Origin of the sequence: Hydrocarboniphaga sp. (genome assembly GCF_965279055.1) — a bacterium.
Classification (GTDB): Bacteria; Pseudomonadota; Gammaproteobacteria; order Nevskiales; family Nevskiaceae; genus Hydrocarboniphaga.
This window is the reverse complement of record NZ_OZ257125.1, coordinates 518,372-540,940: the sequence shown is the minus strand read 5'-3', so window position 1 is coordinate 540,940 and position 22,569 is coordinate 518,372. Positions and strand designations below refer to the sequence as shown.

The 22,569-nt window shown below is 67.1% G+C and carries 21 protein-coding genes; 10 read left to right on the top strand and 11 right to left on the bottom strand.

Annotation, left to right across the window (positions count from 1 at the left end; genetic code table 11):
• The first annotated feature begins 45 nt into the window (after window positions 1-45).
• Both uca and atzF read left to right on the top strand, forming a co-directional pair.
• Window positions 46-3,723 (top strand): urea carboxylase, encoded by a 3,678-nt coding sequence (uca, locus tag ACQZF9_RS02580; protein ID WP_428311715.1) that lies wholly within the window; start codon window positions 46-48, stop codon window positions 3,721-3,723.
• On the top strand, window positions 3,720-5,492 hold the full coding sequence (atzF, locus tag ACQZF9_RS02575; RefSeq protein ID WP_428311714.1) for an allophanate hydrolase: 1,773 nt from the start codon (window positions 3,720-3,722) through the stop codon (window positions 5,490-5,492). Before uca ends, atzF begins: the two co-directional genes overlap by 4 nt.
• Window positions 5,493-5,570: 78 nt before the next feature.
• Here the strand turns inward: atzF and ACQZF9_RS02570 are convergent, their stop codons facing one another.
• Window positions 5,571-6,494, bottom strand: coding sequence for a MerR family transcriptional regulator (locus ACQZF9_RS02570; RefSeq protein ID WP_428311713.1), 924 nt, complete (start codon window positions 6,492-6,494; stop codon window positions 5,571-5,573).
• A gap of 276 nt (window positions 6,495-6,770) precedes the next feature.
• Here ACQZF9_RS02570 and mgtE point away from each other — a divergent pair, with 276 nt between their 5' ends.
• Entirely contained in the window at window positions 6,771-8,120 is a 1,350-nt protein-coding gene (gene mgtE / locus ACQZF9_RS02565; protein ID WP_428311712.1) for a magnesium transporter, read from the top strand.
• Between the two features lie 71 nt (window positions 8,121-8,191).
• Here mgtE and pmbA read toward each other — a convergent pair whose 3' ends face one another.
• Window positions 8,192-9,547 carry a metalloprotease PmbA gene (gene pmbA / locus ACQZF9_RS02560; RefSeq protein WP_428311711.1) on the bottom strand — a complete coding sequence of 452 codons (1,356 nt, stop codon included), beginning with the start codon at window positions 9,545-9,547 and terminating at the stop codon, window positions 8,192-8,194.
• 154 nt (window positions 9,548-9,701) lie between these two features.
• On the opposite strand from pmbA, the gene ACQZF9_RS02555 reads away from it, so the two are divergent.
• Together ACQZF9_RS02555 and ACQZF9_RS02550 are read left to right on the top strand one after the other, a co-directional pair.
• On the top strand, window positions 9,702-10,022 hold the full coding sequence (locus ACQZF9_RS02555; protein WP_428311710.1) for a hypothetical protein: 321 nt from the start codon (window positions 9,702-9,704) through the stop codon (window positions 10,020-10,022).
• A 124-nt stretch (window positions 10,023-10,146) separates the two neighbouring features.
• Complete coding sequence (locus ACQZF9_RS02550) at window positions 10,147-10,467, top strand: hypothetical protein (protein ID WP_428311709.1); 321 nt, start codon at window positions 10,147-10,149, stop codon at window positions 10,465-10,467.
• Between the two features lie 59 nt (window positions 10,468-10,526).
• On the opposite strand, the gene ACQZF9_RS02545 is transcribed toward ACQZF9_RS02550, so the two are convergent.
• The 3 genes from ACQZF9_RS02545 to ACQZF9_RS02535 all read right to left on the bottom strand — a co-directional run bounded on the left by ACQZF9_RS02545 (window position 10,527) and on the right by ACQZF9_RS02535 (window position 13,432).
• On the bottom strand, window positions 10,527-11,327 hold the full coding sequence (locus tag ACQZF9_RS02545; RefSeq protein WP_428311708.1) for an aspartyl/asparaginyl beta-hydroxylase domain-containing protein: 801 nt from the start codon (window positions 11,325-11,327) through the stop codon (window positions 10,527-10,529).
• Between the two features lie 115 nt (window positions 11,328-11,442).
• Entirely contained in the window at window positions 11,443-12,804 is a 1,362-nt protein-coding gene (mpl, locus tag ACQZF9_RS02540) for a UDP-N-acetylmuramate:L-alanyl-gamma-D-glutamyl-meso-diaminopimelate ligase (RefSeq protein ID WP_428311707.1), read from the bottom strand.
• Between the two features lie 10 nt (window positions 12,805-12,814).
• Entirely contained in the window at window positions 12,815-13,432 is a 618-nt protein-coding gene (locus ACQZF9_RS02535) for a hypothetical protein (protein ID WP_428311706.1), read from the bottom strand.
• A gap of 95 nt (window positions 13,433-13,527) precedes the next feature.
• Between ACQZF9_RS02535 and rnd the strand changes: the two genes are divergently transcribed.
• Window positions 13,528-14,607, top strand: coding sequence for a ribonuclease D (gene rnd, locus ACQZF9_RS02530; protein WP_428311705.1), 1,080 nt, complete (start codon window positions 13,528-13,530; stop codon window positions 14,605-14,607).
• Window positions 14,608-14,676: 69 nt separating this feature from the next.
• Here rnd and ACQZF9_RS02525 read toward each other — a convergent pair whose 3' ends face one another.
• Window positions 14,677-15,240, bottom strand: coding sequence for an adenylate kinase (locus ACQZF9_RS02525; RefSeq protein ID WP_428311704.1), 564 nt, complete (start codon window positions 15,238-15,240; stop codon window positions 14,677-14,679).
• A gap of 242 nt (window positions 15,241-15,482) precedes the next feature.
• On the opposite strand from ACQZF9_RS02525, the gene ppa reads away from it, so the two are divergent.
• Window positions 15,483-16,013 carry an inorganic diphosphatase gene (gene ppa, locus ACQZF9_RS02520; protein WP_428313503.1) on the top strand — a complete coding sequence of 177 codons (531 nt, stop codon included), beginning with the start codon at window positions 15,483-15,485 and terminating at the stop codon, window positions 16,011-16,013.
• Between the two features lie 88 nt (window positions 16,014-16,101).
• Here the strand turns inward: ppa and ACQZF9_RS02515 are convergent, their stop codons facing one another.
• Entirely contained in the window at window positions 16,102-16,839 is a 738-nt protein-coding gene (locus tag ACQZF9_RS02515) for an SH3 domain-containing protein (RefSeq protein ID WP_428311703.1), read from the bottom strand.
• Window positions 16,840-17,146: 307 nt separating this feature from the next.
• Here ACQZF9_RS02515 and ACQZF9_RS02510 point away from each other — a divergent pair, with 307 nt between their 5' ends.
• Window positions 17,147-18,184, top strand: coding sequence for a saccharopine dehydrogenase family protein (locus tag ACQZF9_RS02510; RefSeq protein WP_428313502.1), 1,038 nt, complete (start codon window positions 17,147-17,149; stop codon window positions 18,182-18,184).
• Between the two features lie 75 nt (window positions 18,185-18,259).
• Here the strand turns inward: ACQZF9_RS02510 and gloA are convergent, their stop codons facing one another.
• A complete protein-coding gene (gene gloA, locus ACQZF9_RS02505) occupies window positions 18,260-18,640 on the bottom strand; it encodes a lactoylglutathione lyase (RefSeq protein WP_428311702.1) in 381 nt (126 codons plus the stop codon).
• A gap of 72 nt (window positions 18,641-18,712) precedes the next feature.
• Between gloA and ACQZF9_RS02500 the strand changes: the two genes are divergently transcribed.
• The gene (locus ACQZF9_RS02500; RefSeq protein WP_428311701.1) at window positions 18,713-19,480 is read left to right on the top strand and encodes a pseudouridine synthase; all 768 of its coding nucleotides are present in this window, start codon (window positions 18,713-18,715) and stop codon (window positions 19,478-19,480) included.
• 52 nt (window positions 19,481-19,532) lie between these two features.
• Here the strand turns inward: ACQZF9_RS02500 and ACQZF9_RS02495 are convergent, their stop codons facing one another.
• A complete protein-coding gene (locus ACQZF9_RS02495) occupies window positions 19,533-19,967 on the bottom strand; it encodes a hypothetical protein (RefSeq protein WP_428311700.1) in 435 nt (144 codons plus the stop codon).
• A complete protein-coding gene (locus tag ACQZF9_RS02490) occupies window positions 19,964-21,028 on the bottom strand; it encodes a lactate/malate family dehydrogenase (RefSeq protein WP_428311699.1) in 1,065 nt (354 codons plus the stop codon). The genes ACQZF9_RS02495 and ACQZF9_RS02490 overlap by 4 nt, the downstream gene beginning before the upstream one ends.
• 164 nt (window positions 21,029-21,192) lie before the next feature.
• Between ACQZF9_RS02490 and ACQZF9_RS02485 the strand changes: the two genes are divergently transcribed.
• Window positions 21,193-21,945 carry a DUF2884 family protein gene (locus tag ACQZF9_RS02485; RefSeq protein WP_428311698.1) on the top strand — a complete coding sequence of 251 codons (753 nt, stop codon included), beginning with the start codon at window positions 21,193-21,195 and terminating at the stop codon, window positions 21,943-21,945.
• An 18-nt stretch (window positions 21,946-21,963) separates the two neighbouring features.
• Here ACQZF9_RS02485 and gstA read toward each other — a convergent pair whose 3' ends face one another.
• The gene (gene gstA, locus ACQZF9_RS02480; RefSeq protein ID WP_428311697.1) at window positions 21,964-22,566 is read right to left on the bottom strand and encodes a glutathione transferase GstA; all 603 of its coding nucleotides are present in this window, start codon (window positions 22,564-22,566) and stop codon (window positions 21,964-21,966) included.
• Window positions 22,567-22,569 lie beyond the last annotated feature (3 nt).

Here is a 22,569-nt window from a genome sequence, read left to right as displayed (position 1 = left end):
AATTTTTCTGGAACCGGGACGACCCGGCCTCTGCAAGGCTCGCCCATGTTCGACACCGTCCTGATCGCCAACCGCGGCGCCATCGCCACGCGCATCCTGCGCACCCTGAAAACACTGGAGGTACGCGGCGTCGCCGTCTACAGCGAAGCCGATTACGCCAGCCTGCATGTCGAGCGCGCCGATGTCGCGATCAGCCTGGGCGACGGTCCGGCGGCCGCGACGTATCTCGATGTCGACAAGATTCTCGCCGCCGCGAAAGCCAGCGGCGCGCAGGCCATCCACCCCGGCTACGGCTTTTTGTCCGAGAACGCGGCCTTCGCCGAAGCCTGCGAAGCCGCCGGCATCGCCTTCATCGGCCCGACACCGCAGCAGATGCGCGCGTTCGGCCTGAAGCACACGGCGCGCGCGCTGGCCAAGGCCAACGGCCTGCCCTTGCTCGAAGGCACCGAGCTGCTCGAATCGCTGGAGCATGCACAACGCGAAGCCGGGCGAGTCGGCTATCCAGTGATGCTGAAAAGTACCGCCGGCGGTGGTGGCATCGGTATGCGCGTGTGTCGCGGCGATGATGAACTCGCGGCGCAGTTCGACGCGGTCAAGCGGCTTGGCGAAAACAATTTCCGCGATGCCGGTGTATTCCTGGAACGGTACATCGAGCGCGCCCGGCATATCGAGGTGCAGGTCTTCGGCGATGGCGCCGGCGGCGTGATCGCGCTGGGCGAGCGCGACTGCTCGGTGCAGCGACGCAACCAGAAAGTCATCGAGGAAACGCCGGCGCCGGGATTGAGCGATGCCTTGCGCGCCGAGTTGCAGGCCGCCGCGATCAGGCTGTGCGCGGCGGTGCAGTACCGCAACGCCGGAACCGTCGAATTCGTCTACGACGATCAGGCGCAGCGTTTTTATTTTCTGGAAGTGAACACGCGCCTGCAGGTCGAGCACGGCGTCACCGAGCAGGTTTATGGCGTCGATCTGGTCGCGTGGATGCTGCAGCTCGCGGCCGGCGATCTGCCGCCGCTGACGCAGCTCGCTTCTGCACTGAAACCACGCGGGCACGCGATGCAGGCGCGCGTCTACGCCGAAGATCCGGGCCGCGACTTCCGGCCGAGTCCGGGGCGCTTGAGCCAGGTGCGCTTTCCGGCTGCCGATGGCGCCGCGCTGCGCATCGACACCTGGGTGCGCAGCGGCAGCGAGGTGCCGCCGTGGTTCGATCCGATGATCGCCAAAGTCATCGTGCACGCGGATACACGCGAGCAGGCGCGCGTCGCGCTGGACGCGGCGCTGGCGCAGACCGAGTTGTACGGCGTCGAAACCAATCTCGACTATCTGCAGCGGATACTCGCGTTCACGCCGTATGTCGAAGGCCGCGCGTGGACGCGCTGCCTGGAGACGCTGAGCTACCGGCCGCACACGCTGGAAGTGCTCACGCCGGGCACGCAGACCACGGTGCAGGACTGGCCCGGCCGCCTGCGCTACTGGGACGTCGGCATTCCGCCTTCGGGGCCGATGGACGATCGCGCGCTGCGTCTGGGCAATGCGCTGCTCGGCAATGCCGCCGATGTGGCGGCGCTGGAAATCACGCTGGCCGGGCCGACGCTGCGCTTCAACACCGACGCGGTGATCGCCATCACCGGCGCCAGCCTGCCGGTGACGATCGACGGCGCCGCCGCGGCGATGAACACCAGCCTGCTGATCGCAGCCGGCTCGAGCCTGAGCCTGGGCCGCATCGCCGGCGCCGGCGCGCGCGCCTATCTGTGCGTGCGCGGCGGCCTGCAACTGCCGCCCTATCTGGGATCGCGCAGCACGTTTACCCTCGGACAGTTCGGCGGCCACGGCGGCCGCGCGCTGGCCGCCGGCGACGTGCTGCATCTGCTGCCGCTGCAGGATCGCCGCAGCGGCGCACAACTGGCGCTGGAGCATGAGCTGCCCGCGATTCGCGAGCTGCGCGTGCTCTACGGCCCGCATGCGGCGCCGGAATATTTCACGCCGGCCTACATGCAGCGCTTCTTCGACGCCGACTGGGAAGTGCATTTCAACTCCTCGCGCACCGGCGTGCGCCTGATCGGGCCCAAGCCGGAATGGGTGCGCGACGACGGCGGCGAGGCCGGCCTGCATCCGTCCAACATTCACGACAACGCCTACGCCATCGGCGCGGTCGACTTCACCGGCGACATGCCGGTGATCCTCGGCCCCGACGGCCCCAGCCTCGGCGGCTTCGTCTGCCCGGTGACGGTGATCGAGGCGGACCTGTGGCAGCTCGGGCAGTTGAAGGCGGGGGACAAACTGCGCTTCGTCGAAGTGGCTTACGACGAGGCGCGGCGGCTTTCTGCGCAGCGCTTGAGCGAGATCGAAAGTATTGCCCCCTCCCCCGCGAGCGGGGGAGGGCTGGGGTGGGGGCGCGAAGATCAGAGCGGTGCCGCGACGAACGCCCCCACCCTGCCCCTCCCCCGCTCGCGGGGGAGGGAATCCAATCGGCAATCGCCGATCCTGCTCGAAACCGGCACGGGTACGGCGCGACTGGTCGCGCGGCTGTCCGGCGACACGCATCTGCTGCTGGAATTCGGCGACGCCGAACTCGATGTGGCGCTGCGCTTTCGCGTCGATGCGCTGATGACCGCGTTCATCGATCGCAAGCTCGATGGCGTCGTCGACGTGACGCCGGGCGTACGCAGCCTGCAGATTCACTATCAGCCGTCGATGCTCGCACTGAAGACGCTGCTCGATGAAGTCGCCGCGCTATGGGAGCGATTCCAACACGCGCGCGACATCAAACTGCCGTCGCGCATCGTCCATCTGCCGCTGAGCTGGGACGATCCGGCGACCAGGCTGGCGATCGAAAAATACATGACGACGGTGCGGCCGAACGCGCCCTGGTGCCCGTCGAACCTGGAGTTCATCCGCCGCGTCAACGGCCTCGCGTCGATCGACGAGGTCAAGCGCATCGTGTTCGATGCGAGCTATCTGGTGCTCGGCCTGGGCGATGTGTATCTGGGCGCGCCGGTGGCGACGCCGCTGGACCCGCGCCATCGGCTGGTCACCACCAAGTACAACCCGGCGCGCACCTGGACGCCGGAAAACGCGGTCGGCATCGGCGGTGCTTATCTGTGCGTCTACGGCATGGAAGGCCCCGGCGGCTACCAGTTCGTCGGCCGCACCCTGCAGATGTGGAATCGCCACGATCCGCTGCCGTCTTTCGACGGACAGCCGTACCTGCTGCGCTTCTTCGACCAGATCAAATTCTTCCAGGTCGGCGCCGAAGAACTGCTGGATATTCGTCGGCGTTTTCCGCTGGGCCGCTATCCGCTGCGCATCGAGGACACCACGCTGGACCTGGCCGAATACGAGGCATTCCTGCAGAACCATGCGGCGTCGATTTCCGGCTTCCGTGATCGCCAGCGGGCCGCTTTCGGCGACGAGCGCGCACACTGGGCCGCGACCGGCCTCGCTGACTTCGAGAGCCAGGAAGCGCAGGCGGCGCCGGCCGCGGCGCTCGAGCTCGATGCCGGCGAGCAGGGCGTGTATTCGCCGGTCGCCGGCAACCTGTGGCAGCTGCAGGCGCGGCCCGGCCAACAGGTCGCGGCCGGCGATGTCGTCGCCGTGCTCGAGGCGATGAAGATGGAAATACAAGTGGTCGCGCCCTGCGCCGGCGTGCTGCGGCGCTGCTTCGTCCAACCCGGCTCGTCGCTGCAGGCCGGAACGCTGATGCTGACCATCGAGGAAGCGGCATGAACGAAATCGATCTGTCTTTCGACGCGCTGCGCGCCGCGTATCGCCAGCAGCGGCTGACGCCGCGCGCGCTGATGGCGCAGCTGCGCGAGCGCGCCGCTGCGCTGGCCGATTACCACCTCTACATCCATCTGCTCGACGAGGCCGAACTCGAGCCGCTGCTGCTGGCGCTGGAACAACGCAAACCCGAAGAACTGCCGCTGTACGGCCTGCCGTTCGCGATCAAGGACAACATCGATCTGGCCGGCATACCGACCACCGCGGCCTGCCCGGCTTACGCGTACACCCCGGGCGAATCGGCGAGCGTGGTCGCGAGGCTGATTTCACTCGGCGCGCTGCCGACCGGCAAGACCAATCTCGACCAGTTCGCGACCGGCCTCAACGGCACGCGCTCGCCCTATGGCGTGTGCCGCAACTCGCGCGTCGATGAATATCCCAGCGGCGGTTCCAGTTCCGGCTCGGCGCTGGCGGTTGCACTGGGTCTTGCGAGCTTCGCGCTCGGCACCGACACCGCCGGCTCCGGCCGCATTCCGGCGGCGCTGAATCATCTGGTCGGCACCAAGCCGACGCGCGGCATCGTGTCCACGCACGGCGTGCTGCCGGCCTGCCGCAGTCTCGACTGCGTGGCGCTGCTGACGCGGCATGCGCGCGAAGCCGCCGAGCTGCTGGCCCTGACCGCGCGCGTCGATGAAGCCGACGCCTACAGCCGGCGCAATCCGGCATGGAATGCGGCGCCGGTCGCCGGCGCTGGCGGCGCATTTCGCTTCGGCGTGCCGGCCGCGCCGGAATGGCTGGGCTGTGCCGAAGCGCCGCTGTTGTTCGCGCGCGCACGCGCCGCACTGGAAGCCCTCGGCGGCACCGCGGTGGCGATCGACTTCGCGCCGTTCATGGCCGCGGCGCGGCTGTTGTACGAAGCGCCGTTCACCGCCGAGCGCTACGCCGCGTTCGGCGACATGCTGGAACGCGATCCGCAGGCGGTGCTGCCGGTGATCCATCAGATCGTCGGCAAGGGCCGCGACGTCAGCGCGGCCGCGCTGTACCAGACGCAGCATCGTCTGCAGGCGCTGAAAGCCGAGTGCGATCGCGCGATCGAGGGCCTCGATCTGGTGATGACGCCGACTTATGCGCGCGCACCGACACTCGCTGAACTGGAAGCCGAGCCCATCCTGCGCAACAGCGAGCTGGGCCTGTACACCAATTTCATGAACTTGCTGGACTACGCCGCGGTGGCGACGCCGGCCGGGTTTCTGGCCAACGGCTTGCCCTGGGGCGTGACCCTGTTCGGACGCGCCTTCACCGATCAGTACCTGCTCGGCAGCGCGGCGTCGTTGCATGCGGCCTTGTTCGGCCCGATGCCGGCGGCAACGACCACGGCGATCGCCAGCGACCGCGCACGCATCGTCGTCTGCGGCGCGCATCTGCAGGGTTTGCCGCTGAATCATCAGCTGCTGACGCGCGGCGCGACGCTGATCGAGAAGACCCGCTCGTCGCCGGACTATCGGCTGTATGCGCTCGCCGGCGGCGCGATCAGGCGGCCCGGCATGGTGCGCGTTGACCAGGGCGGTGCGGCGATCGAAGTCGAAGTCTGGGAATTGGCCAGCGCCGAAATCGGCTCGTTCCTGACCGGCATAGCGGCACCGCTGGGCCTGGGCAAAGTGCAGCTTGCCGACGGGCGTTGGGAGACCGGCTTCATCTGCGAGGGTGTGGGATTGAACGGCGCCGAAGACATCACCGCATTCGGTGGCTGGCGCGGGTGGATGGCGGCGAAATAGCGCCTGGAAATGGCGCCTGGAAATGGCGCGTATTGGAGCCAGGGCGGCGCGTCCTCGCCTACCGCCTTTCAGTGTCCGCTAGCGTCGCCGCAGCTCATTCAGCTGCTGCGAAAACTCGCGCATGCTCGCCGGCTGCGAGACCACGCTGGCGCCACTGAGTGCGAGCGACACGCCGCTGTGGAAAATCGCGGGCGAAGGGCCCAGTGCGGAACGCAGCGCCGTCAGGGCCGACTCGATCGCACTGCTGTCGGCACCCGCTGCCGAACTCAACAGCACCGCGTTGGCGGCGCGCTGCTGCACGATGAAGGCGAGTTCCGCGATCGGCATCGCCGGGCCGGCATAGATCACGTCCCAGCCGGTGCGGCTGGCGGTGACCGCGGCCATCATCGCGCCGAGTTCCTGCAACTCGCCCGGGGGCGTGGACACGACGATGCTCGACGACCACGGCGCCGCGCCGCTGCTGGCGAGCAGATCGCCCAGATAACTGCGCAGATAAGCCGAGGCGAAGCGCTCGTGGGCGACGCGTAGCGTCTTGGCCCGTACCTGAGAGCTGATCTCGGCGGCCAGCACAGAAACCAAATCATCGAACAGGTCCGGCACGGTCAAGGTGCGTGTTGCCTGCAACAGCGACTGCGCGAAACCGGCGCCGTCGAGCGCTCGCACCGCATCCAGCGTGACTTCGACCAGACGCGCGCGCGGGAGCGGAATGCGCGGTGAAGCTTCGACGCCGGGAACGGTGTCGCGGCCGACCAGGGCCCGTAGCTCTTCCATCGGCAGCCGCGCGATCTCGCCGATGCGATGGCCGAGTTCGACCGCCTGGCGCAACAGCACCAGGCGCCGCACTTCCCAGTCCGAATACAGGCGGCGCGATTTGGAGGTGCGGTCCGGCACGATCGCCGAATAGCGACGCTCCCAGGCGCGAATGACGTGCGCCGACAGGCCCGAGCGCCGCGCCGCGACATTGATCGGGCAACGCGGCACTTCGGTCGGCAGCTGCGCCATCAGCCCTCTGTGTTTATCGTCGTCCAATGGAACCTCGTGTCTAACTTCTGGACAGAGTCTGACAAGGCAAGCTGAACCTAATTTGAGTCGGAAACGTCGAAGCTCTGGGCCGCGATCGGTACGTAGCGCACGCTCAAACGGATGCACTGCGATCGCTGCGCAGCGTGCCGGTTTGGCCGGGCTTCAGCTGCCTGACACGAGATGCGGCGGCGGCTATGCTCGCGCGCTGTCCTGCTTCACCTGCCTCACCAGCTCCCGCGAGGGAAAGGCTTGCCGATGGCATCGAGCGCTGCCGAATCGCGACTGACCCGCCTGCGCGAGGCGCTCGAGGCCGGTCGTCTGCTGCCGGTCAAGCGCTCGCTGGCGGCGCTCAATCCCGCCGAAATCGCCGACCTGCTCGCCGCGCTGCCCTGGGCCGAACGCAAGCTGGTCTGGGACATGGTCGACCCGGAAGACGACGGCGAGGTGCTGCTGCACCTGCCCGAGGGCGTGCGCGACAACCTGATCCGCGACATGGACACGGCCGAGCTGGTCGCGGCCGCCGGCGAGCTCGACATCGACGATCTCGCCGACTTCGTCGAGCACCTGCCGGAGACCGTCGCGCAGCAGGTGATGCTGGCGCTGGACGCCGACGATCGCACGCGGCTGGAATCGGTGCTGGCGTTCGAGCCGGATACCGCCGGCGGCCTGATGAACACCGACACGGTGACGGTGCGGCCCGACGTCGCGCTGGAAGTGGTGCAGCGCTATCTGCGCCGCCGCGGCGATCTGCCGCCGCACACCGACGCGCTGTTCGTCGTCGACCGCTACGGCGGCTATCTCGGCACGCTGAGTCTGGACAAGCTGCTGACCCGGCCCGAGGACCATCTGGTGGCGCAGGTCATGGATCGTTCGCGCGAAGCCTTGCCGGTGTCGATGAGCGACAAGGAAGTGTCGCAGCGTTTCCAGAATTCCGACCTGGTGTCGGCGCCGGTGGTCACGCCCGGCGACGGCCGCCTGGTCGGCCGCATCACCATCGACGACGTCGTCGACGTGATCCGTGCCGGCGCGCAGCACGACTGGCTGTCGATGGCTGGTGTCAGCGAAGAGGAAGATCTGTTCGCACCGGCGCGCCCGGCGGCCAAGCGTCGCGCGGTGTGGCTGGGCATCAACCTGATCACCGCGTTCGCGGCGTCCTACGTCGTCGGCCAGTTCGAGGCGACGATCACGCAGATCGTCGCGCTCGCGGTGCTGATGCCGGTGGTCGCCAGCATGGGCGGCATCGCCGGTAGCCAGACGCTGACGCTGATGGTTCGCGGCTATGCGCTCAACCAGATCGGTCGCGGCAATACGATGTGGCTGCTGCGCAAGGAGATCCGCGTGGCGCTGATGAACGGCGTACTGTGGGCCGCGGTGGTGGCGGTGATCGCCTACTTCTGGTTCCACAGCTTCATGCTGTCGGTGGTGGTCGGCCTGGCGATGCTGGCGAATCAGGCGATCGCAGCGCTGGTCGGCGTATTCGTGCCGGTGACGCTGAAAAAGCTGGGGGTCGACCCGGCACTGGCCGGCAGCGTGGTGCTGACCACGTTCACCGACGTCTGCGGGTTTTTCTGCCTGCTGGGATTGGGGACGCTGATCCTGATGTGAGCGCGGGCTCGCGGGCGCCACCCGCGCGACGCTACCCTTGTAGCCCGGGTGCAACCCGGGGCTTTGCCCGGCTACTCGCCCGCCAGCTGCAAGCCGTCGATCAGCACCGAGCCGCAGCGGATGTTCGATCGCGTATCCACGTCCGCGCCCATCGCGCGAATGCGCTGGTACATCTCCAGCAGATTGCCGGCGATGGTCGCGTTCTCGACCGGATAGGCGATCTCGCCGTTCTCCACCCAGAAACCGGCGGCGCCGCGCGAATAGTCGCCGGTGACGCCGTTGACGCCCTGGCCCATCAGCTCGGTGACGATCAGGCCCTCGCCCATTTCCCTGATCAGCTGTTCGTAGCCGAGCGCGCCGTGACTGGCGACCAGGTTGTAGACGCCGCCGGCATTGCCGGTGGTTTCCAGGCCGAGCTTGCGCGCCGAATAACTGCCGAGCAGCCAGCTGCGCAGCACGCCTTTCTCGACCAGATGCCGCTGCGCCGTGGCCACGCCTTCCTGATCGAATGCGCTGCTCGACGAGGCGCCGGGAATGAACGGCTGCTGCTCCAGCGTGACGATGTCGGAGAACACCGGCTTGTCCATGTGATCGAGCAGGAAGCTGGCCTTGCGATACAGCACGCCGCCGGAAATCGCGCCGATGAAATGGCCGAACAGGCCGCGCGCCTGCTGCGGCACGAACAGCACCGGGCAACTGCGCGTCGACAGGCGCCGCGATCCCAGCCGCGCGATGGTGCGCTCGCCGGCGCGGCGGCCGATCGCCTCGGAGGTATCGAGCAGGGCAGCGTTGCGCCCGCCGTCGTACCAGTAGTCGCGCTGCATGTTGCCGTCCGGGTCGGACGCGATGACCGCGCAGCTCAGCGAATGCTGCGTGCCGCTGCGGCGTCCGATGAAGCCGTGGCTGTTGGCGTAGATCGACACGCCGCGCTGCGTCGACAGGCCAGCGCCTTCGCTCTGCGTGATGCGCGCATCGACGCTCATCGCCGCGGCCTCGCAGGCACGCGCCATCTCGATCGCCTGGTCCGGCGTCACGTCCCAGGGATGATCCAGCTGCAGGTCGGGGAACCGCGTCGCCAGTCGATCGCGATCGGCCAGGCCGGAGAACGGATCTTCTTCGGTGACCGTGGCGATCGCGCAGGCGGCTTCCATTGCCTGCCTGATGCCGGAGTCCGACAGATCGCCGGTCGAGGCGCTGCCCTTGCGATGGCCGAAATAAACCGTCAGCGACAAGCCGCGGTCGCGCTGGAATTCCAGGCTCTCGACCTCGCTCTTGCGCACGCTGACCGACAGCCCGCGCGAATGCGACAAGCTGGCTTCCGCCTGCGTCGCACCGGCAGCCTTGGCCGCATCGAGCACGCGCAACACCAGCGGCTCCAGATCGGTGGAAAGCGGCAGGCCATCGGAGTGCTTGGGAGCGGGCGACATGTTCGGCGGTTTCTCTAAGGAGCAGCGGGCCAGGTCGCAGCTTATCACCGGCGCCGGTTCAGCCTTCAGCAAGCATGGCGGTCCATCTTGTGGCGGCGCCCCGGTCTGCACCGATCGGGCCTTGTCGCGCCACCTTCCCAACAGGAGCACTCACATGAAACATCGCAGCGCTATCACCCTTGCCGTTCTGAGCCTGATGGCCGTATCCGCCGGCTCCGCGTTTGCCGGCGACGACCGCGCCGAAAACCAGGCCGAAGCGCGCAAGGATCTGCGCGATCAGCAGCAGCAGAATCGTAAGGATCTGAGCCAGAAGATCCAGGAAGAAAAGAAGAACGATCCGAACTTCGGCCATGAAGACGCCGTCGCCGCCAAGCGCGCGCAGGACGAGCGCATGCAGGACAAGCGCCAGGACCTGAAAGAAAAGCAGAAGGACGCGCGCCACAAGGATCACCAGGAAGCCAAGGACAAGAACTGATAGCCGCCGGCTGGCCCGGGGTTCAGGCCCAGGCCAGCCGCGCAGTTCAAGGTGGACCAGTGCCGAGGACAAGGCACAGCCGGCACCGTAAACCACCGGCACAACCCCAAGGAAAGGAGATTCCATGAACAAACCCCTCAACGTCGCCGCAATCACCGCGATGATGATCGCCGCCTCTGCCGCCGCTACCGTCGCGCGCGCCGAAACGCCGCTGGAGCACCAGGCCGACGTGCGCCAGGACGTACGCCAGGATCAGCGCGAAGACCGCAAGGACCAGCGCCACGACGCACGCGATTCGCGTGAAGACAATCGCCGCGACACGCGTGACGACCGCCAGGATTCGGCCCGCGACAAGCAGGATCTGCGTCAGGATCAGAAGGACAAGCGCGAGAACGTCCGCGACAAGCAGAAGGACGCTCGCGAGGACCGCCGCGACAACAACTAGTCGCGAAACTCAGTTTCGATCGTCAGACAGGGCAGGCCACGAGCCTGCCTTTTTTTGCGCTATTTCTTGTAGAACTGCTTCTGCCAGTTCTTGTGCCGCGTGCCGGCGCGACGCATCAGCGGCAGCAGCGCGCCGGCGCCGACGAAGGCGCGGTTCATCGCGTGAAACGGCTGCTTCAGCGGCCGCGCAAAATCGACGAACAGCACCACGCGCCAGCCGTCGGTGCAGTTCCAGGCCTCGTGATTGAAGCTATCGTCGAAGATCAGGCTACGGCCTTCTTCCCAGTTGCAGATGCGGTCGGCAATGCGGATGCCGGCCATCCAGTTCGGCTCCGGCACTTTGACGCCGAGGTGATAACGCAGGATGCCGTTGTAGGCGCCGCGATGCGCCGGGATGATCTTGCCGGGCGCGAGAATGCTGAAAAACGCATTGATCACGCCGGGAATCTCGGCCAGCGCCTTCATCGTTTGCGGGCAGCGCTGCGCGTTCTCACGCGTGTCCAGCCCGGCGCCGACCAGCCAGTAGGTCTTCCACTGATCGTCGGTGGTGATGGTGCGCACTTCGTCGAGAATTTCGTGAAAGCTCGGCAAGCGGCTGCGCTCGGCGAGTACCGCTTCGAGTTCGCCGCGAATCTGTGGCCAGTAGGCTTCCACTGCCGGCGTCCACGCGAAATCGGCGTTGTCGTATACCGGCGTATCGTCAATGCGCGAGACTTTCGCGATCGCGGTCTCGAGCAGCGTCTGCGCCCGAATCGCAAGCTTGCCGAACGCGGTCGGCGTGGTGCCGAGCCGGTGCGCACGGCCGATCTCGTAACCGGGCGCGGGCGTGTACGGCGGCAGTGAAGGATGCGGCTGGTTCATCGCCGGATATTTCCTCTTGTGTTTGACGATGCGGCTAGCAGGTTTTTTGCCGCGACCTTGAAGGCCACGCGGTGAATCATCGATGAACATTGAAGCAGGCGAATCAGGTGATGCGCTACGACGCGGCGAGCGCATCCAGCAGCCGTGCATGCACGCCGCCGAAATCACCGTTGCTCATGACCAGCAAACGGTCGCCGGGTTCCGCCTGCGCGACCAGCGCACTCACCAGGCTGTCGATCTGCGCATGCACCGACACCGGCGCGCGCGCCGCGGCCAGCGCGGTCTGCGCGTCCCACTGCAGATCGGGCCGCGCGTAGACGTAGACCGCGTCGGCACCGTCGAGGCTGTGCGCGAGTTCTTCGGCGTGATGGCCGAGGCGCATCGTGTTCGAGCGCGGTTCGAGCACGGCGATGATGCGGCCACCGCGCTGGCTGCGCAGCGCGGCTATGGTCACGCGGATCGCGGTCGGGTGATGCGCGAAGTCGTCGTAGACCTGAACGCCGCGCACTTCGCCGCGCAGCTCCAGCCGGCGACGCACCGAGACGAAAGCCGGCAGCGCGGCAATGCTGGTCGCGATCGGCACGCCGACATCGGCGGCAGCGGCGAAGGCGGCGAGCGTGTTCGAACGATTGTGCGCGCCGGCCAGCGGCGTGCCGACGATGCCCTGCGATGCGCCATCGACGAACAGTTCGAAAGCGTCCAGCGCCCCGCACGGGTCTCGCGCTTCGGCGCGCCAGCCGTCGTCGGCATCGAACTTGATCACGCGGCTCCAGCAACCCATCTTCAGCGTGCGTTGCAGATTCGCGTCCGCACCGTTGACGATCAGCGCGCCGCTGCGCGGCACCGTGCGGATCAGGTGATGAAACTGGCGCTCGATCGCGGCCAGGTCCGGAAAAATATCGGCGTGATCGAACTCGAGATTGTTCAGGATCGCGGTGCGCGGCCGGTAGTGCACGAACTTGCTGCGCTTGTCGAAGAACGCGGTGTCGTATTCGTCGGCTTCGATGACGAAATGCTGGCCCTTGCCCAGGCGCGCCGACACGCCGAAATTCAGCGGCACGCCGCCGACCAGAAAGCCGGGCGCAAGGCCCGCGGATTCCAGCAACCAGGCCAGCAGCGACGTCGTCGAGGTCTTGCCGTGCGTGCCGGCGACCGCGATCACGTGGCGTCCCTGCAGCACGTTTTCGGCCAGCCACTGCGGGCCGGATACATAGGGCAGGCCGACGTCCAGCACATACTCCATCGCCGCGTTGCCGCGCGTGACGACATTGCCGACGACGACGATGTCGGGCGCCGGATTCTGCAGATGCGCGGGCTCGTAGCCCTGCATCAGCTCGATGCCGAGCGCCTCCAGCTGCGTCGACATCGGCGGCCAGGCGTTGGCATCCGAGCCGGTGACCTTGTGCCCGGCTTCGCGCGCGATCGCGGCGATGCCGGCCATGAAAGTGCCGCAGATGCCGAGGATATGGAGATGCATGACCTGCGCCTCAGCCGCCGACCGCGGGCACGCCGCTGCTGCCCGCCAGCGGCAGCAGGCCGAGCAGGCTGCCGAACACCGAGGTCGTGGCGCTGACGAACAGCTGCAGCGCCACCGATATCAGCATCGCCACCGCGATCGAGGCGAAGCTGCTGAGCTCGGCCGCCTGGCGGTAGATATGCGCGCTGACGACGAAATTCCACAGCATCAGCATGCCCAGCAGAAACATTGTGCCGGACGGCAGATCCAGCGACTCGGGTTTCTGCTCCAGCAGTTCCGGATGCTGGAACAGCTTGATCATGTCCGGCATCACCTCGGACAAGGGCGCGATCGTCGCCAGCGAGGCCACCGCGCCGGTCAGCAGCAGCGCATGAAAGGTCTGCAGGTACCGATTTTCCATCTTGCGCAGACGCAGCAGCGTGCGCGACGACAGGGCCAGGCCGAGCACGCCCATCGCCGACGACAGCGCCGCCAGCGGCGGCGGCAGGCTGACCGCGGCCAAGGCGAAATTCGCCAACAGCGCGAGCGGGATCAGCAGCCGGGTCAGCGTCGGTGCATAAGGCAGATCCTGCGGGCCGGCGCGGAACAGCAGGATGCGCAGGGTGACGGTCGCCACGGTTGTCAGCATGCGGGGGCGCTAAGCCGGTATGAGAGAGCGGCTATTCTAAGCGCTGACGCCCACCGCCGGTTCCCAAAGACCCGAATGCCCTACCCGACCGCCGCATGCTGATCGACACCGACGCCGCGCTGCGCTCCGCCGTCGACGGTTTTGCCGACCGCCCCTGGCTCACCGTCGATACCGAGTTCGTCCGCGAGGAGACCTACTGGCCGCAGCTGTGCCTGATCCAGGTCGGCGACGGCCGCAGCGAGGTCGCGGTCGACACCACGCGGATCAAGGATCTGGCGCCGCTGCTGGACCTGCTGCAGAACCCGGCCACGGTCAGCGTATTCCACGCGGCGAGCCAGGACCTGGAGATTTTCGTGCGCTTGCGCGGCGTCGCGCCGACGCCGGTGTTCGACACCCAGATCGCCGCCAGCCTGCTCGGCATCGGCGACCAGCTCGGCTACGCGGCGCTGGTCGAGAAGCGCCTCGGCATCGTCGTCGACAAGTCGCTGTCGCGCACCAACTGGGCGCGGCGGCCGCTGACCGCGGCCGAGCTGACCTACGCCGAGGACGACGTGCGCCATCTGGCGGTGATCTACCCGACGCTGCGCGAGGAGCTGATCGCGCGCGGTCGCCTGGCCTGGCTGGAAGAGGACTGCGCGCGGCTGTCGCGGCCCGAGCGTTACCAGCCGCAGCCCGACACCGCCTGGGAGCGGCTCAAGGGACTGGCACGGTTGCCGGCGAAGGCTCAGCACGTCGCGGCGGCGCTGGCGGCCTGGCGCGAGCGCCTCGCGGAGGCGCGCGACCGCCCGCGCAAATGGATCCTGGCCGACGACGCGCTGTACCGGATCGCCGAGCGCCAGCCCACCGATGCCGACCAGCTCGCCGGCCTGCAGGTGCTGCCGCCGAAGACGCTGGAGCGTCACACCGCCGAGTTGCTGCGTGTCGTCGCCGGCTCGCGCGACAGCGGCGCGCCGGCGCTGGCGCTGGATCAGCTGCCGAGCGAGGCGCAGAAAGCGCGTACGCAGAAATTGCTCGCGCGGGTACGCGAGATCGCGCTGGAGCTGGGCATACCGTCATCGCTGCTGGCGCCGCGCGCCGATGTCGAGGCGGTGGCGCTGCTGGGAGCCGAGGCGGACGTGCCGCTGTTGAGCGGCTGGCGGCGCGAGGTTGCCGGAGAGGTGTTGCTGAAACTCTGAACGAGGTCGCGGGCAAGCCCGCTCCTACAGCTGTTTTTGTAGGAGCGGGCTTGCCCGCGACCGCTGCTGCTAGCCCAGCACCTTGACGACGCTGTCGAAGATCGCGTCGACGCTGCCGACGCCTTCCAGCGTCACCAGCTTGCCCTGCGCCTTGTAGTAGTCCAGCAGCGGATGCGTCTCGGCGTTGTAGACGGCGATGCGCTTGCGGATCACGTCTTCCTTGTCGTCCTCGCGGCCTTCCTTGATCGCGCGATCGAGCAGGCGCTTGACGATCTCCTCGTCCGACACGTGCAAATGAACAGCCTTGTCGATTCCGGGCTGGCCGAGGCGCTTGAGCATCTCGTCCAGCACCTGCGCCTGCGCGGTGTTGCGCGGAAAGCCATCGAGAATGCAGCCCTTCTGCGCATCGGCTTCGCCCAGACGCTCCTCGACGATGCCGATGACGATTTCGTTGGCGACCAGGCCGCCGGCGTCCATCGTCGCCTTGGCTTTTTTGCCGAGATCGGTGCCGGCCTTCACGGCCGCGCGCAGCGCGTCGCCGGTGGAAATCTTCGGGATGCCGTAGTGCGCGACCAGTTTTTCGCCCTGGGTACCCTTACCGGAGCCGGGCGCGCCCAGCAAAACGATTCTCATCGAGATTGTCCTACTTCCTTGGTCGTGGTTGCGCGCGCCGGCGAGGAGCTGCGGAGCGGCGGCAGGTGGAAACGGTAACGGCTGGGCCCGGACCCGTCAACGCGACCATCGTATGGGGTGCCACGCCGTCGCCATTCTCCCGTAAACTTCGGCTCGCTAAACCACAAACCACCTCACCACGCTGTGCATGGCCAGCCGCCATGGCGCGCCGTCTGCACGACCTCATCAAAGGCAAGACCATCATGGGTATCGAAGCACTGGGTCCGGGCGACAAGGCCCCGAAAGAATTTTATGTCGTCATCGAAATCCCGGCATACGGCCCGCCGGTCAAGTACGAAGTCGACAAGGACACCGGCCTGCTGATGGTCGACCGCTTCATGAACGTGGCGATGTCCTACCCGGCCAACTACGGCTACGTGCCCAAGACTCTGGCCGGCGACGGCGATCCGGTCGACGTGCTGGTGATGACGCCGCATCCGGTCGTGGCCGGCTCGGTGATCAAGTGCCGCGCGCTTTGCGTGCTCGACACCGAAGACGAGAAAGGCACCGACGCCAAGCTGCTCGCCGTACCGGTGGACAAGGTCAGCAACGGCGCCTATGACCATCTGCAGGATCTGGCCGACGTGCCGGAGCGCGTCAAGAACGAAATCCACCACTTCTACAGCAGCTACAAGCTGCTCGAGAAGGGCAAGTGGGTGAAGATCTCCGGCTGGCGCGACGCCGCCGCCGCGCGTGCCGAAATCGAAAAAGGCATCGCCGACTACAAGGGCTGAGCAGGCGAGCGCAAAGCTCCGACCCATAAAAAAGGCCGCGAAAGCGGCCTTTTTTATGGGGGCTCTTACGCCTGCAAGTGCGCGCCGCTCACTGCACCTGATTGCGCACCGGCGTCAGCACCGCACCGTGCACGTACTGGCCACTGGGATGACCATCGCCGGCGGCGACCTCATACCAGCCGCTGCCGGCCGACACCACGCGCAGCGGCTGACCGCAGCGCAGCGACTGCAGCACCGGCGCATCGACGCTGGGCTTGGAACGCAGGCGCGCATTGCAGGCCGCGGTCATCGAGCTGAGGATCCGCTGCGGCGCGCTGAACGTGCCGGCGAGTTCCGAGTAATGCAGGAAGCCGTCGGTGGGATTGCCGCGCGCGTCGGTAAGTCCGTACCAGGTCGGCGTCAGCGAACGCACGTTGATGCGCGTGCCGGCCGGCAGGATTTTCAGCAGTGGCGATTCCGACGTCGCCTGGCGGCGCACGTAGGCCTCGTCGGCGAGCACCACGCTGTGCACCTGGCTGTTGTCCAGGTCGGCACGCCGCTGCGCCTGCAGCAGCAGATCGCTTTCCAGATCGCGGATCAGGCCGTCGGCCGCCGTCTGCGCCTTGGCGCACTGCACCACCTTGCGCGACGACTTCAACAGCCGCGCCTGCTGACTCCAGGGATTGTGGATCGGCTCGTTGTAGCGAACCGCCACCGAGGCCACGCAGTTGCCATTGCCGATCTTGCGAATGTCGCGTGCCACCACCTGGGTGGCGTCGACCGCGAGCGCATTGCCAGTCAAAGCGCACAGCACAGCTCCCCACAACGCCATGGATAAGCGCCCCATGCTCCGTTCCCCCTAGACCCGGATTCAGCGGCCGAATGTAGTGAACCCGCCGTCACTTTCAAAGTCCGCGGCCCGGGAAAACCCTCAGCGGGGATCAAGTTCTTCCCTCAATCACTTGATTTCAGGGGACTTGAAGCGGCGATGGCAAAACCGGCCCCGTGCCCGGATTGCTGCACCGCAGCAGGGATATCGCGGTTCTTCCAGGCGCGCACGATCGCCGCTGCGGCTCGGCGCCACATCAAAATGCAAAAGCGGATAACGTCGGGGCGCGCGCTCGAAAAACTGCGGGAGAAAGCCTGTGAAATGGATGATTTATGGCGCCAACGGCTATACCGGCGAACTGATCGCCCGCGAAGCCACGCGACGCGGCCTGAGGCCGGTGCTGGCGGGCCGCAGCAAGGCCGTCGAGACACTGGCCGGCGAACTTGACCTGGAATCACGTTGTTTCGGCCTTGACGATTCGGCGGCACTGGCGCGCGGCCTCGACGGCATCGCGCTGCTGCTGCACTGCGCCGGGCCGTTCTCGGCGACCAGCCGGCCGATGATCGAAGCCTGTCTGGCGACGCAGACGCATTACCTGGACATCACCGGCGAAATTTCGGTGTTCGAGTACGCGCAGGCCCAGCATGAGCGCGCGCGTCTGGCCGGTACCGTGGTCTGCCCCGGCGTCGGCTTCGACGTGATTCCGACCGACTGCGTCGCCGCCGCGCTGAAAGAAGCGCTGCCGGACGCGACCCATCTGGCGCTGGGTTTCGACTCGCGCTCGGGTTTTTCGCCGGGCACCGCCAAGACCTCGGTCGAAGGTCTGGCGCAGGGCGGCAAGCTGCGCCGCGACGGCAGGATCGTGTCCGTGCCGCTGGCCTATTCGGTGCGCAAGATCGACTTCGGCGGCGGCGAAAAACTGGCGATGACCATCCCCTGGGGCGACGTCTCCACGGCTTGGTACAGCACCGGCATCCCGAACATCGAGGTGTTCATTCCCGGCTCGCCCGGCATGATCGCCAATGCCAGACGCGCGAACTATTTCCGCTGGCTGATCGGCTGGCCGCCGGTGCAGCGCGCGATCAAGAAACGCATCGGCAAAACCGTCAAGGGCCCGGATGAAAACCTGCGGGAAAAGCTCGGGACCTTCGTCTGGGGCGAAGCGCGCAACGCCGCCGGCGTGGTCCGCACCGCGCGCATCAAGACCGCCAACGGCTACAGTCTGACCGTCACCGGCTCGCTGGCGGTGGTCGAACATCTGCTGCGCGAACAGCCGGCCGGCGGCGCTTATACGCCGTCGCGACTGCTCGGTGCGGATCTGGTGACCAGGCTGCCGGGTTCGGGGGAACTGAGCATCACCTGAAGCGTATCCAGCGATCGATCGCGATCCGATCCTCGATACGCCGCAAGCGGCTACTCGGGACCAGCGGAGTGCGTTCTATTTCTGGATGAACTCGATCTTGTAGCCATCCGGATCTTCGACGAAGGCGATCACGGTGCTGCCGTGCTTCATCGGCCCGGCTTCGCGGACCACGCGGCCGCCGCGTTCACGCGCGGCATCGCAGGCGGCGTAAGCGTCGTCGACTTCCAGTGCGATGTGCCCGTAGGCGCTGCCGATGTCGTAGCGCTCGACACCGTGGTTATAGGTCAGCTCGATCGCCGCGGCCTTGCTCTCGTCTTCGTAGCCGACGAAGGCCAGCGTGAATTTGCCCTCCGGAAAATCCGCCTTGCGCAGCAGGCGCATGCCGAGCACGCCGGTGTAGAAATCGATGGAGCGCTGCAGGTCGCCGACGCGAAGCATGGTGTGGAGGATACGCATTGGGTGTGGAGCCTGGTGCGAGGACAGCGCGGATTTTACCTGCAAGCGGCGCCAGCGCCTTAAGCTTGCGCGATGCGCTCCCCGATCACCGCACCCAAAAAACCCGTCACCGAACCGCGCAAGCCGCGCCATGGCCTGGCACGCGTGCTGTCCAAGCTCGGTGTGTGTTCGCGCAGCCAGGCCGAGGCGATGTGCATCGCCGGCCGTGTCGCGGTCAACGGCAGGGTCGAGCGCAATCCGGAGCGGCCGACCGATGCCGATCGCGAACGCATCAGCGTCGACGGCGCCGAGGTGCGCGCCGCGCAGAAAATCTACATCGCGTTGAACAAGCCGCGCGGCATCGTCGTCAGCGCCGCCGACGAGCGCGGCCGCGACACGGTGTACGCGCTGCTGCAGAGCGCCGGCCTGCCCTGGCTGGGCCCGGTCGGCCGGCTCGACAAGGCCAGCGAAGGCCTGCTGCTGCTGAGCAACGACACCGCCTGGGCCGCGCACATCACCGAGCCCAGCGGCGCGCTCGACAAGACTTACCACGTGCAGATCAACGGCCTGCCTGACACGGCCGCGCTCGCGGCGATGCAGGCCGGCGTCACCGATGAAGGCCAGCATCTGGCCGCGCGCAGCGCGCGCCTGCTGCGTAGCGGCGACCGGAATGCCTGGCTTGAAGTGGTGCTCGACGAAGGCCGCAATCGCCAGATCCGGCGACTGCTCGCGGCCCTGGGTTTCGACGTGCTGCGGCTGGTGCGAGTCGCGATCGGCCCGCTGCAGCTGGGCGAGCTGGCCAAGGGCGCGCATCGCCATTTGAGCGCGGATGAAGTGCGCGCGCTGTCCGCGCATGCCTGATCGTCGGCAGCATCCGGCCGCTGACGATCCGGCACCCTTCTACAAGACGACGCTACAAAGCGACCAGTGAGCGTGAAATGTCGCTGACCACGCCCGCCTGCAGCAGATGCTCCAGCGCTGCATCGACCGCCGCATAGCGGCCCGACAGCGTCGCGTGATCGTCGTCGACCTGCGCGAGCACCTCGTCGAGCAGCGGCAGCGGCCCGAGCAGGCGGCAGACCGCGAACGCGCGCAGTTCGGGCGACGACGCCGGCAGCATGCGCAGCTGGTGCACGTGATGCAGCCGCGCCAGCACCTGCTCGACCAGCTGCTGCTGGCGCGGCGTGCCTTCGAACACCACCAGAATGCGCGGCGATTTGCGCCCGGTGTCGGCGACCAGCGCGTGCATCGACAGGCCGCGATGCGCGAACACCGCGGCGACCGAATGCATGATGCCGGGCCGGTCGGCGACCTCGAGTACGTAGACCACCTGGCGATCGGCGCTCATGGCGCACTCCATGACGCCAACCGCGCGCGGATCACGTCGGCAGCCGACAGCAGGCAGGCGCGCTCGTCGTCGTCCATCTCCAGATCGATTACCTGCGACCAGCCGCGCAGGCCGCAGATCACCGGCACGCCGATCACGCCGGCCGGACCGAACCAGTCGCTTTTGTCCAGGCTCACCTGCGCCGGAATCACGCTCTGGCCGCCGCTGAGTATCTGCTCGGCCAGCTCGGCCGTGACCGCGGCGGTCGACGTCGCGGTCTTGGCGCCGGAGATATGCGTGATCAGCGGCAGCAGCACCGCGCGCAGATCCGGCGGCTGCGCCTCGGCGTGGCGGAAAGCCTGCTCGACATGGTTGTCGCGAATCAGCGCGGCCAGAGCGGCTTTTTCTGCAGCCAGCGTGCCGGCGAACGCCGAGGCGACGCGCGTGCCGCGCAGACGCTGCAGCGCGGCGGCATTCTCGGTCTCGTCGAAACCATAGATCCAGAACCGCGACAGGATCGGCACCAGCGCGTCGCCGTGCTCGCCGAGCATGTAGCCATGCACGCGCTGGCGGCGCACGCCGAAGTCCGCCGCGATTTCGCGGCGCAGCCGCATCGTGTCCTGATAGGCGCCCATGCCGAACACGCGGTGCGGATCCAGATAGCGCGAGAACACCTCGACGCCGAGTTCCACCGGGTTGGTGACGATCACCACCAGTTCCTCGCCGTGGCCACGTTGGGCGATCGACTTCGCATACGACTCGAACACCGCGCGATTGCCCATCGCCAGTTCGTGGCGGCTGACCATCGGGCCGGCACCGGTCGGCGCGGTGCGGCCGGCGCAGAACAGGATCAGGTCGGCGGCGACTTCCTCGGGCGCGAAGGCGACGTCGATCTCCGGCGTGATTTCGGCGAAGGCGTCGTACAGGTCGGCGCGCAGTCCATACAGGGCACTGGCGCTGCCGCCGTCGCGGCGACCGACCAGTTGCAGGCGCTGCCGCGGCGTCAGGATCTGGCGGCTGATGATCTGCGCGGCCAGGGATCGGCCGACGTCGCCATTGGCGCCGATGATCGCGATATCCATCAGCAGCCGGCCTCGCCATGGCGGTGGTCAAATGCGCCAGCGCTTGGCGAAGCCCGCCGCTCGAATTCAGAACCCATATTGCAAGTCATTGATTTTATAGCACCACAATAATGGAACGAGGCTTGCCATTGCCTGAGGAAATCCCGACCGTTCCGAGTTCGACCATGCGCATCAAAGCCCTGCTGCCCATCGCCACCCTGATGCTGTGCGGCCTGAGCCTGCCGGCCCGGGCCGGCAACGCCTCGACCTCGCAGCTCTGCGACTACCGGATGCGTTACGACATCGACATCGACGGCGACAGTGCCCATTTGCGCAACGCCAGAAGCGCGCCAGATATCGATATCGTCGGTGAGCGGCTGTGGGTCGGCGGCAGCGAGCGCGCGCTGACGGCGATCGAGCGCCAGCGCCTGTCGGACTATCGCAAGGAGCTGAGCGGCTTCACCCGCAACGTCAGCCATGTGGCGCTGGAAGGCGCGCAGCTCGGCATCGAAAGTGCGGTGCTGGCCATCAGCGCGCTGACCGGCGACGACGACAACGGCAAGAATTTGCTGAGCCGCTTCGACGGCGTGCGCGCCAGGCTCGAGCAGCAGCTCGACGGCAAGCACCTGCCGGCGAAGATGCTCGGCAAGGACTATGACGAGGAACTCGACAGCGCCATCGACCAGATCGCCGCAGAGGCGGCGGTGCAGATCAGCGGCGGCGTCGCCAAGCTGGTGGCGATGTCCCTGTTCGCGCCTTCGCTTATCGAAGCGCGCGCCGATCGGGTCGAGAAACTGGTCGACACCCACGTCGAGCAGCGCGGCAATCAGCTCGAGCGCGACGCCGACGCCTTATGCGGGCAGGTGCGCCGGCTCGATGCGCTGGAGAACGCGCTGAACTACTTCGACGCTTTCGATCGCGACGCGCCGTCGATCTGATCGGCTTTTTTCTCGCGCCTAAGCCGGCAAGCCTTCATCGCGGCGAGCCTGCTGCACCGCCGGACGCGCCGCGACTCGGGCGAAGAAATCCTGCAGCGCCGGGAACGGCGACAGGTCGAACTTGAGCATCGGCGCCCAGCTCAGCACCACGTACAGATAAATGTCGGCGACGCTGAACGCCTCGCCCATCAGCCAGGGTTGCTGGCGCAGCGCGCTCGCGGCGAATTCGAGACGGCGGTTGGCGTTGGCGATCAGCGCCTCGCGGCCATCCGGCGCCGCGCGGAACAGGCCGCCGACGTTCTTGTGGATTTCGCCGGCGATGTAAGCCAGCCATTCCTGCAGACGATAACGCTCGACGCTGCCGGCTTTCGGCGCCAGGCCCGCTTCCGGCCTGAGATCGGCGAGGTACTGCACGATCACCTGGGTCTCGGTGAGCAGGCTGCCGTCGTCCATCTGCAGCGCCGGCACGTAGCCCTTGGCATTGACGCTGTTGTAGTCCACGCCGGCCTCGGTCTGCTTCACGCGCAGGTCGACTTTGACGATGTCGAGCTTCAGCCCGCACTCTTCGGCGGTGATATGCGGCGCCAGCGAACAGGCGCCCTGCGCGTAATAGAGTTTCATCGT

Excerpts from the sequence above, each read along its gene's own strand:
- uca (WP_428311715.1), top strand. The coding sequence starts at position 46 with ATGTTCGACACCGTCCTGATCGCCAACCGCGGCGCCATCGCCACGCGC.
- atzF (WP_428311714.1), top strand. The coding sequence starts at position 3,720 with ATGAACGAAATCGATCTGTCTTTCGACGCGCTGCGCGCCGCGTATCGC.
- ACQZF9_RS02570 (WP_428311713.1), bottom strand. The coding sequence starts at position 6,494 with ATGGCGCAGCTGCCGACCGAAGTGCCGCGTTGCCCGATCAATGTCGCG.
- mgtE (WP_428311712.1), top strand. The coding sequence starts at position 6,771 with ATGGCATCGAGCGCTGCCGAATCGCGACTGACCCGCCTGCGCGAGGCG.
- pmbA (WP_428311711.1), bottom strand. The coding sequence starts at position 9,547 with ATGTCGCCCGCTCCCAAGCACTCCGATGGCCTGCCGCTTTCCACCGAT.
- ACQZF9_RS02555 (WP_428311710.1), top strand. The coding sequence starts at position 9,702 with ATGAAACATCGCAGCGCTATCACCCTTGCCGTTCTGAGCCTGATGGCC.
- ACQZF9_RS02550 (WP_428311709.1), top strand. The coding sequence starts at position 10,147 with ATGAACAAACCCCTCAACGTCGCCGCAATCACCGCGATGATGATCGCC.
- ACQZF9_RS02545 (WP_428311708.1), bottom strand. The coding sequence starts at position 11,327 with ATGAACCAGCCGCATCCTTCACTGCCGCCGTACACGCCCGCGCCCGGT.
- mpl (WP_428311707.1), bottom strand. The coding sequence starts at position 12,804 with ATGCATCTCCATATCCTCGGCATCTGCGGCACTTTCATGGCCGGCATC.
- ACQZF9_RS02535 (WP_428311706.1), bottom strand. The coding sequence starts at position 13,432 with ATGCTGACAACCGTGGCGACCGTCACCCTGCGCATCCTGCTGTTCCGC.
- rnd (WP_428311705.1), top strand. The coding sequence starts at position 13,528 with ATGCTGATCGACACCGACGCCGCGCTGCGCTCCGCCGTCGACGGTTTT.
- ACQZF9_RS02525 (WP_428311704.1), bottom strand. The coding sequence starts at position 15,240 with ATGAGAATCGTTTTGCTGGGCGCGCCCGGCTCCGGTAAGGGTACCCAG.
- ppa (WP_428313503.1), top strand. The coding sequence starts at position 15,483 with ATGGGTATCGAAGCACTGGGTCCGGGCGACAAGGCCCCGAAAGAATTT.
- ACQZF9_RS02515 (WP_428311703.1), bottom strand. The coding sequence starts at position 16,839 with ATGGGGCGCTTATCCATGGCGTTGTGGGGAGCTGTGCTGTGCGCTTTG.
- ACQZF9_RS02510 (WP_428313502.1), top strand. The coding sequence starts at position 17,147 with ATGATTTATGGCGCCAACGGCTATACCGGCGAACTGATCGCCCGCGAA.
- gloA (WP_428311702.1), bottom strand. The coding sequence starts at position 18,640 with ATGCGTATCCTCCACACCATGCTTCGCGTCGGCGACCTGCAGCGCTCC.
- ACQZF9_RS02500 (WP_428311701.1), top strand. The coding sequence starts at position 18,713 with ATGCGCTCCCCGATCACCGCACCCAAAAAACCCGTCACCGAACCGCGC.
- ACQZF9_RS02495 (WP_428311700.1), bottom strand. The coding sequence starts at position 19,967 with ATGAGCGCCGATCGCCAGGTGGTCTACGTACTCGAGGTCGCCGACCGG.
- ACQZF9_RS02490 (WP_428311699.1), bottom strand. The coding sequence starts at position 21,028 with ATGGATATCGCGATCATCGGCGCCAATGGCGACGTCGGCCGATCCCTG.
- ACQZF9_RS02485 (WP_428311698.1), top strand. The coding sequence starts at position 21,193 with ATGCGCATCAAAGCCCTGCTGCCCATCGCCACCCTGATGCTGTGCGGC.
- gstA (WP_428311697.1), bottom strand. The coding sequence starts at position 22,566 with ATGAAACTCTATTACGCGCAGGGCGCCTGTTCGCTGGCGCCGCATATC.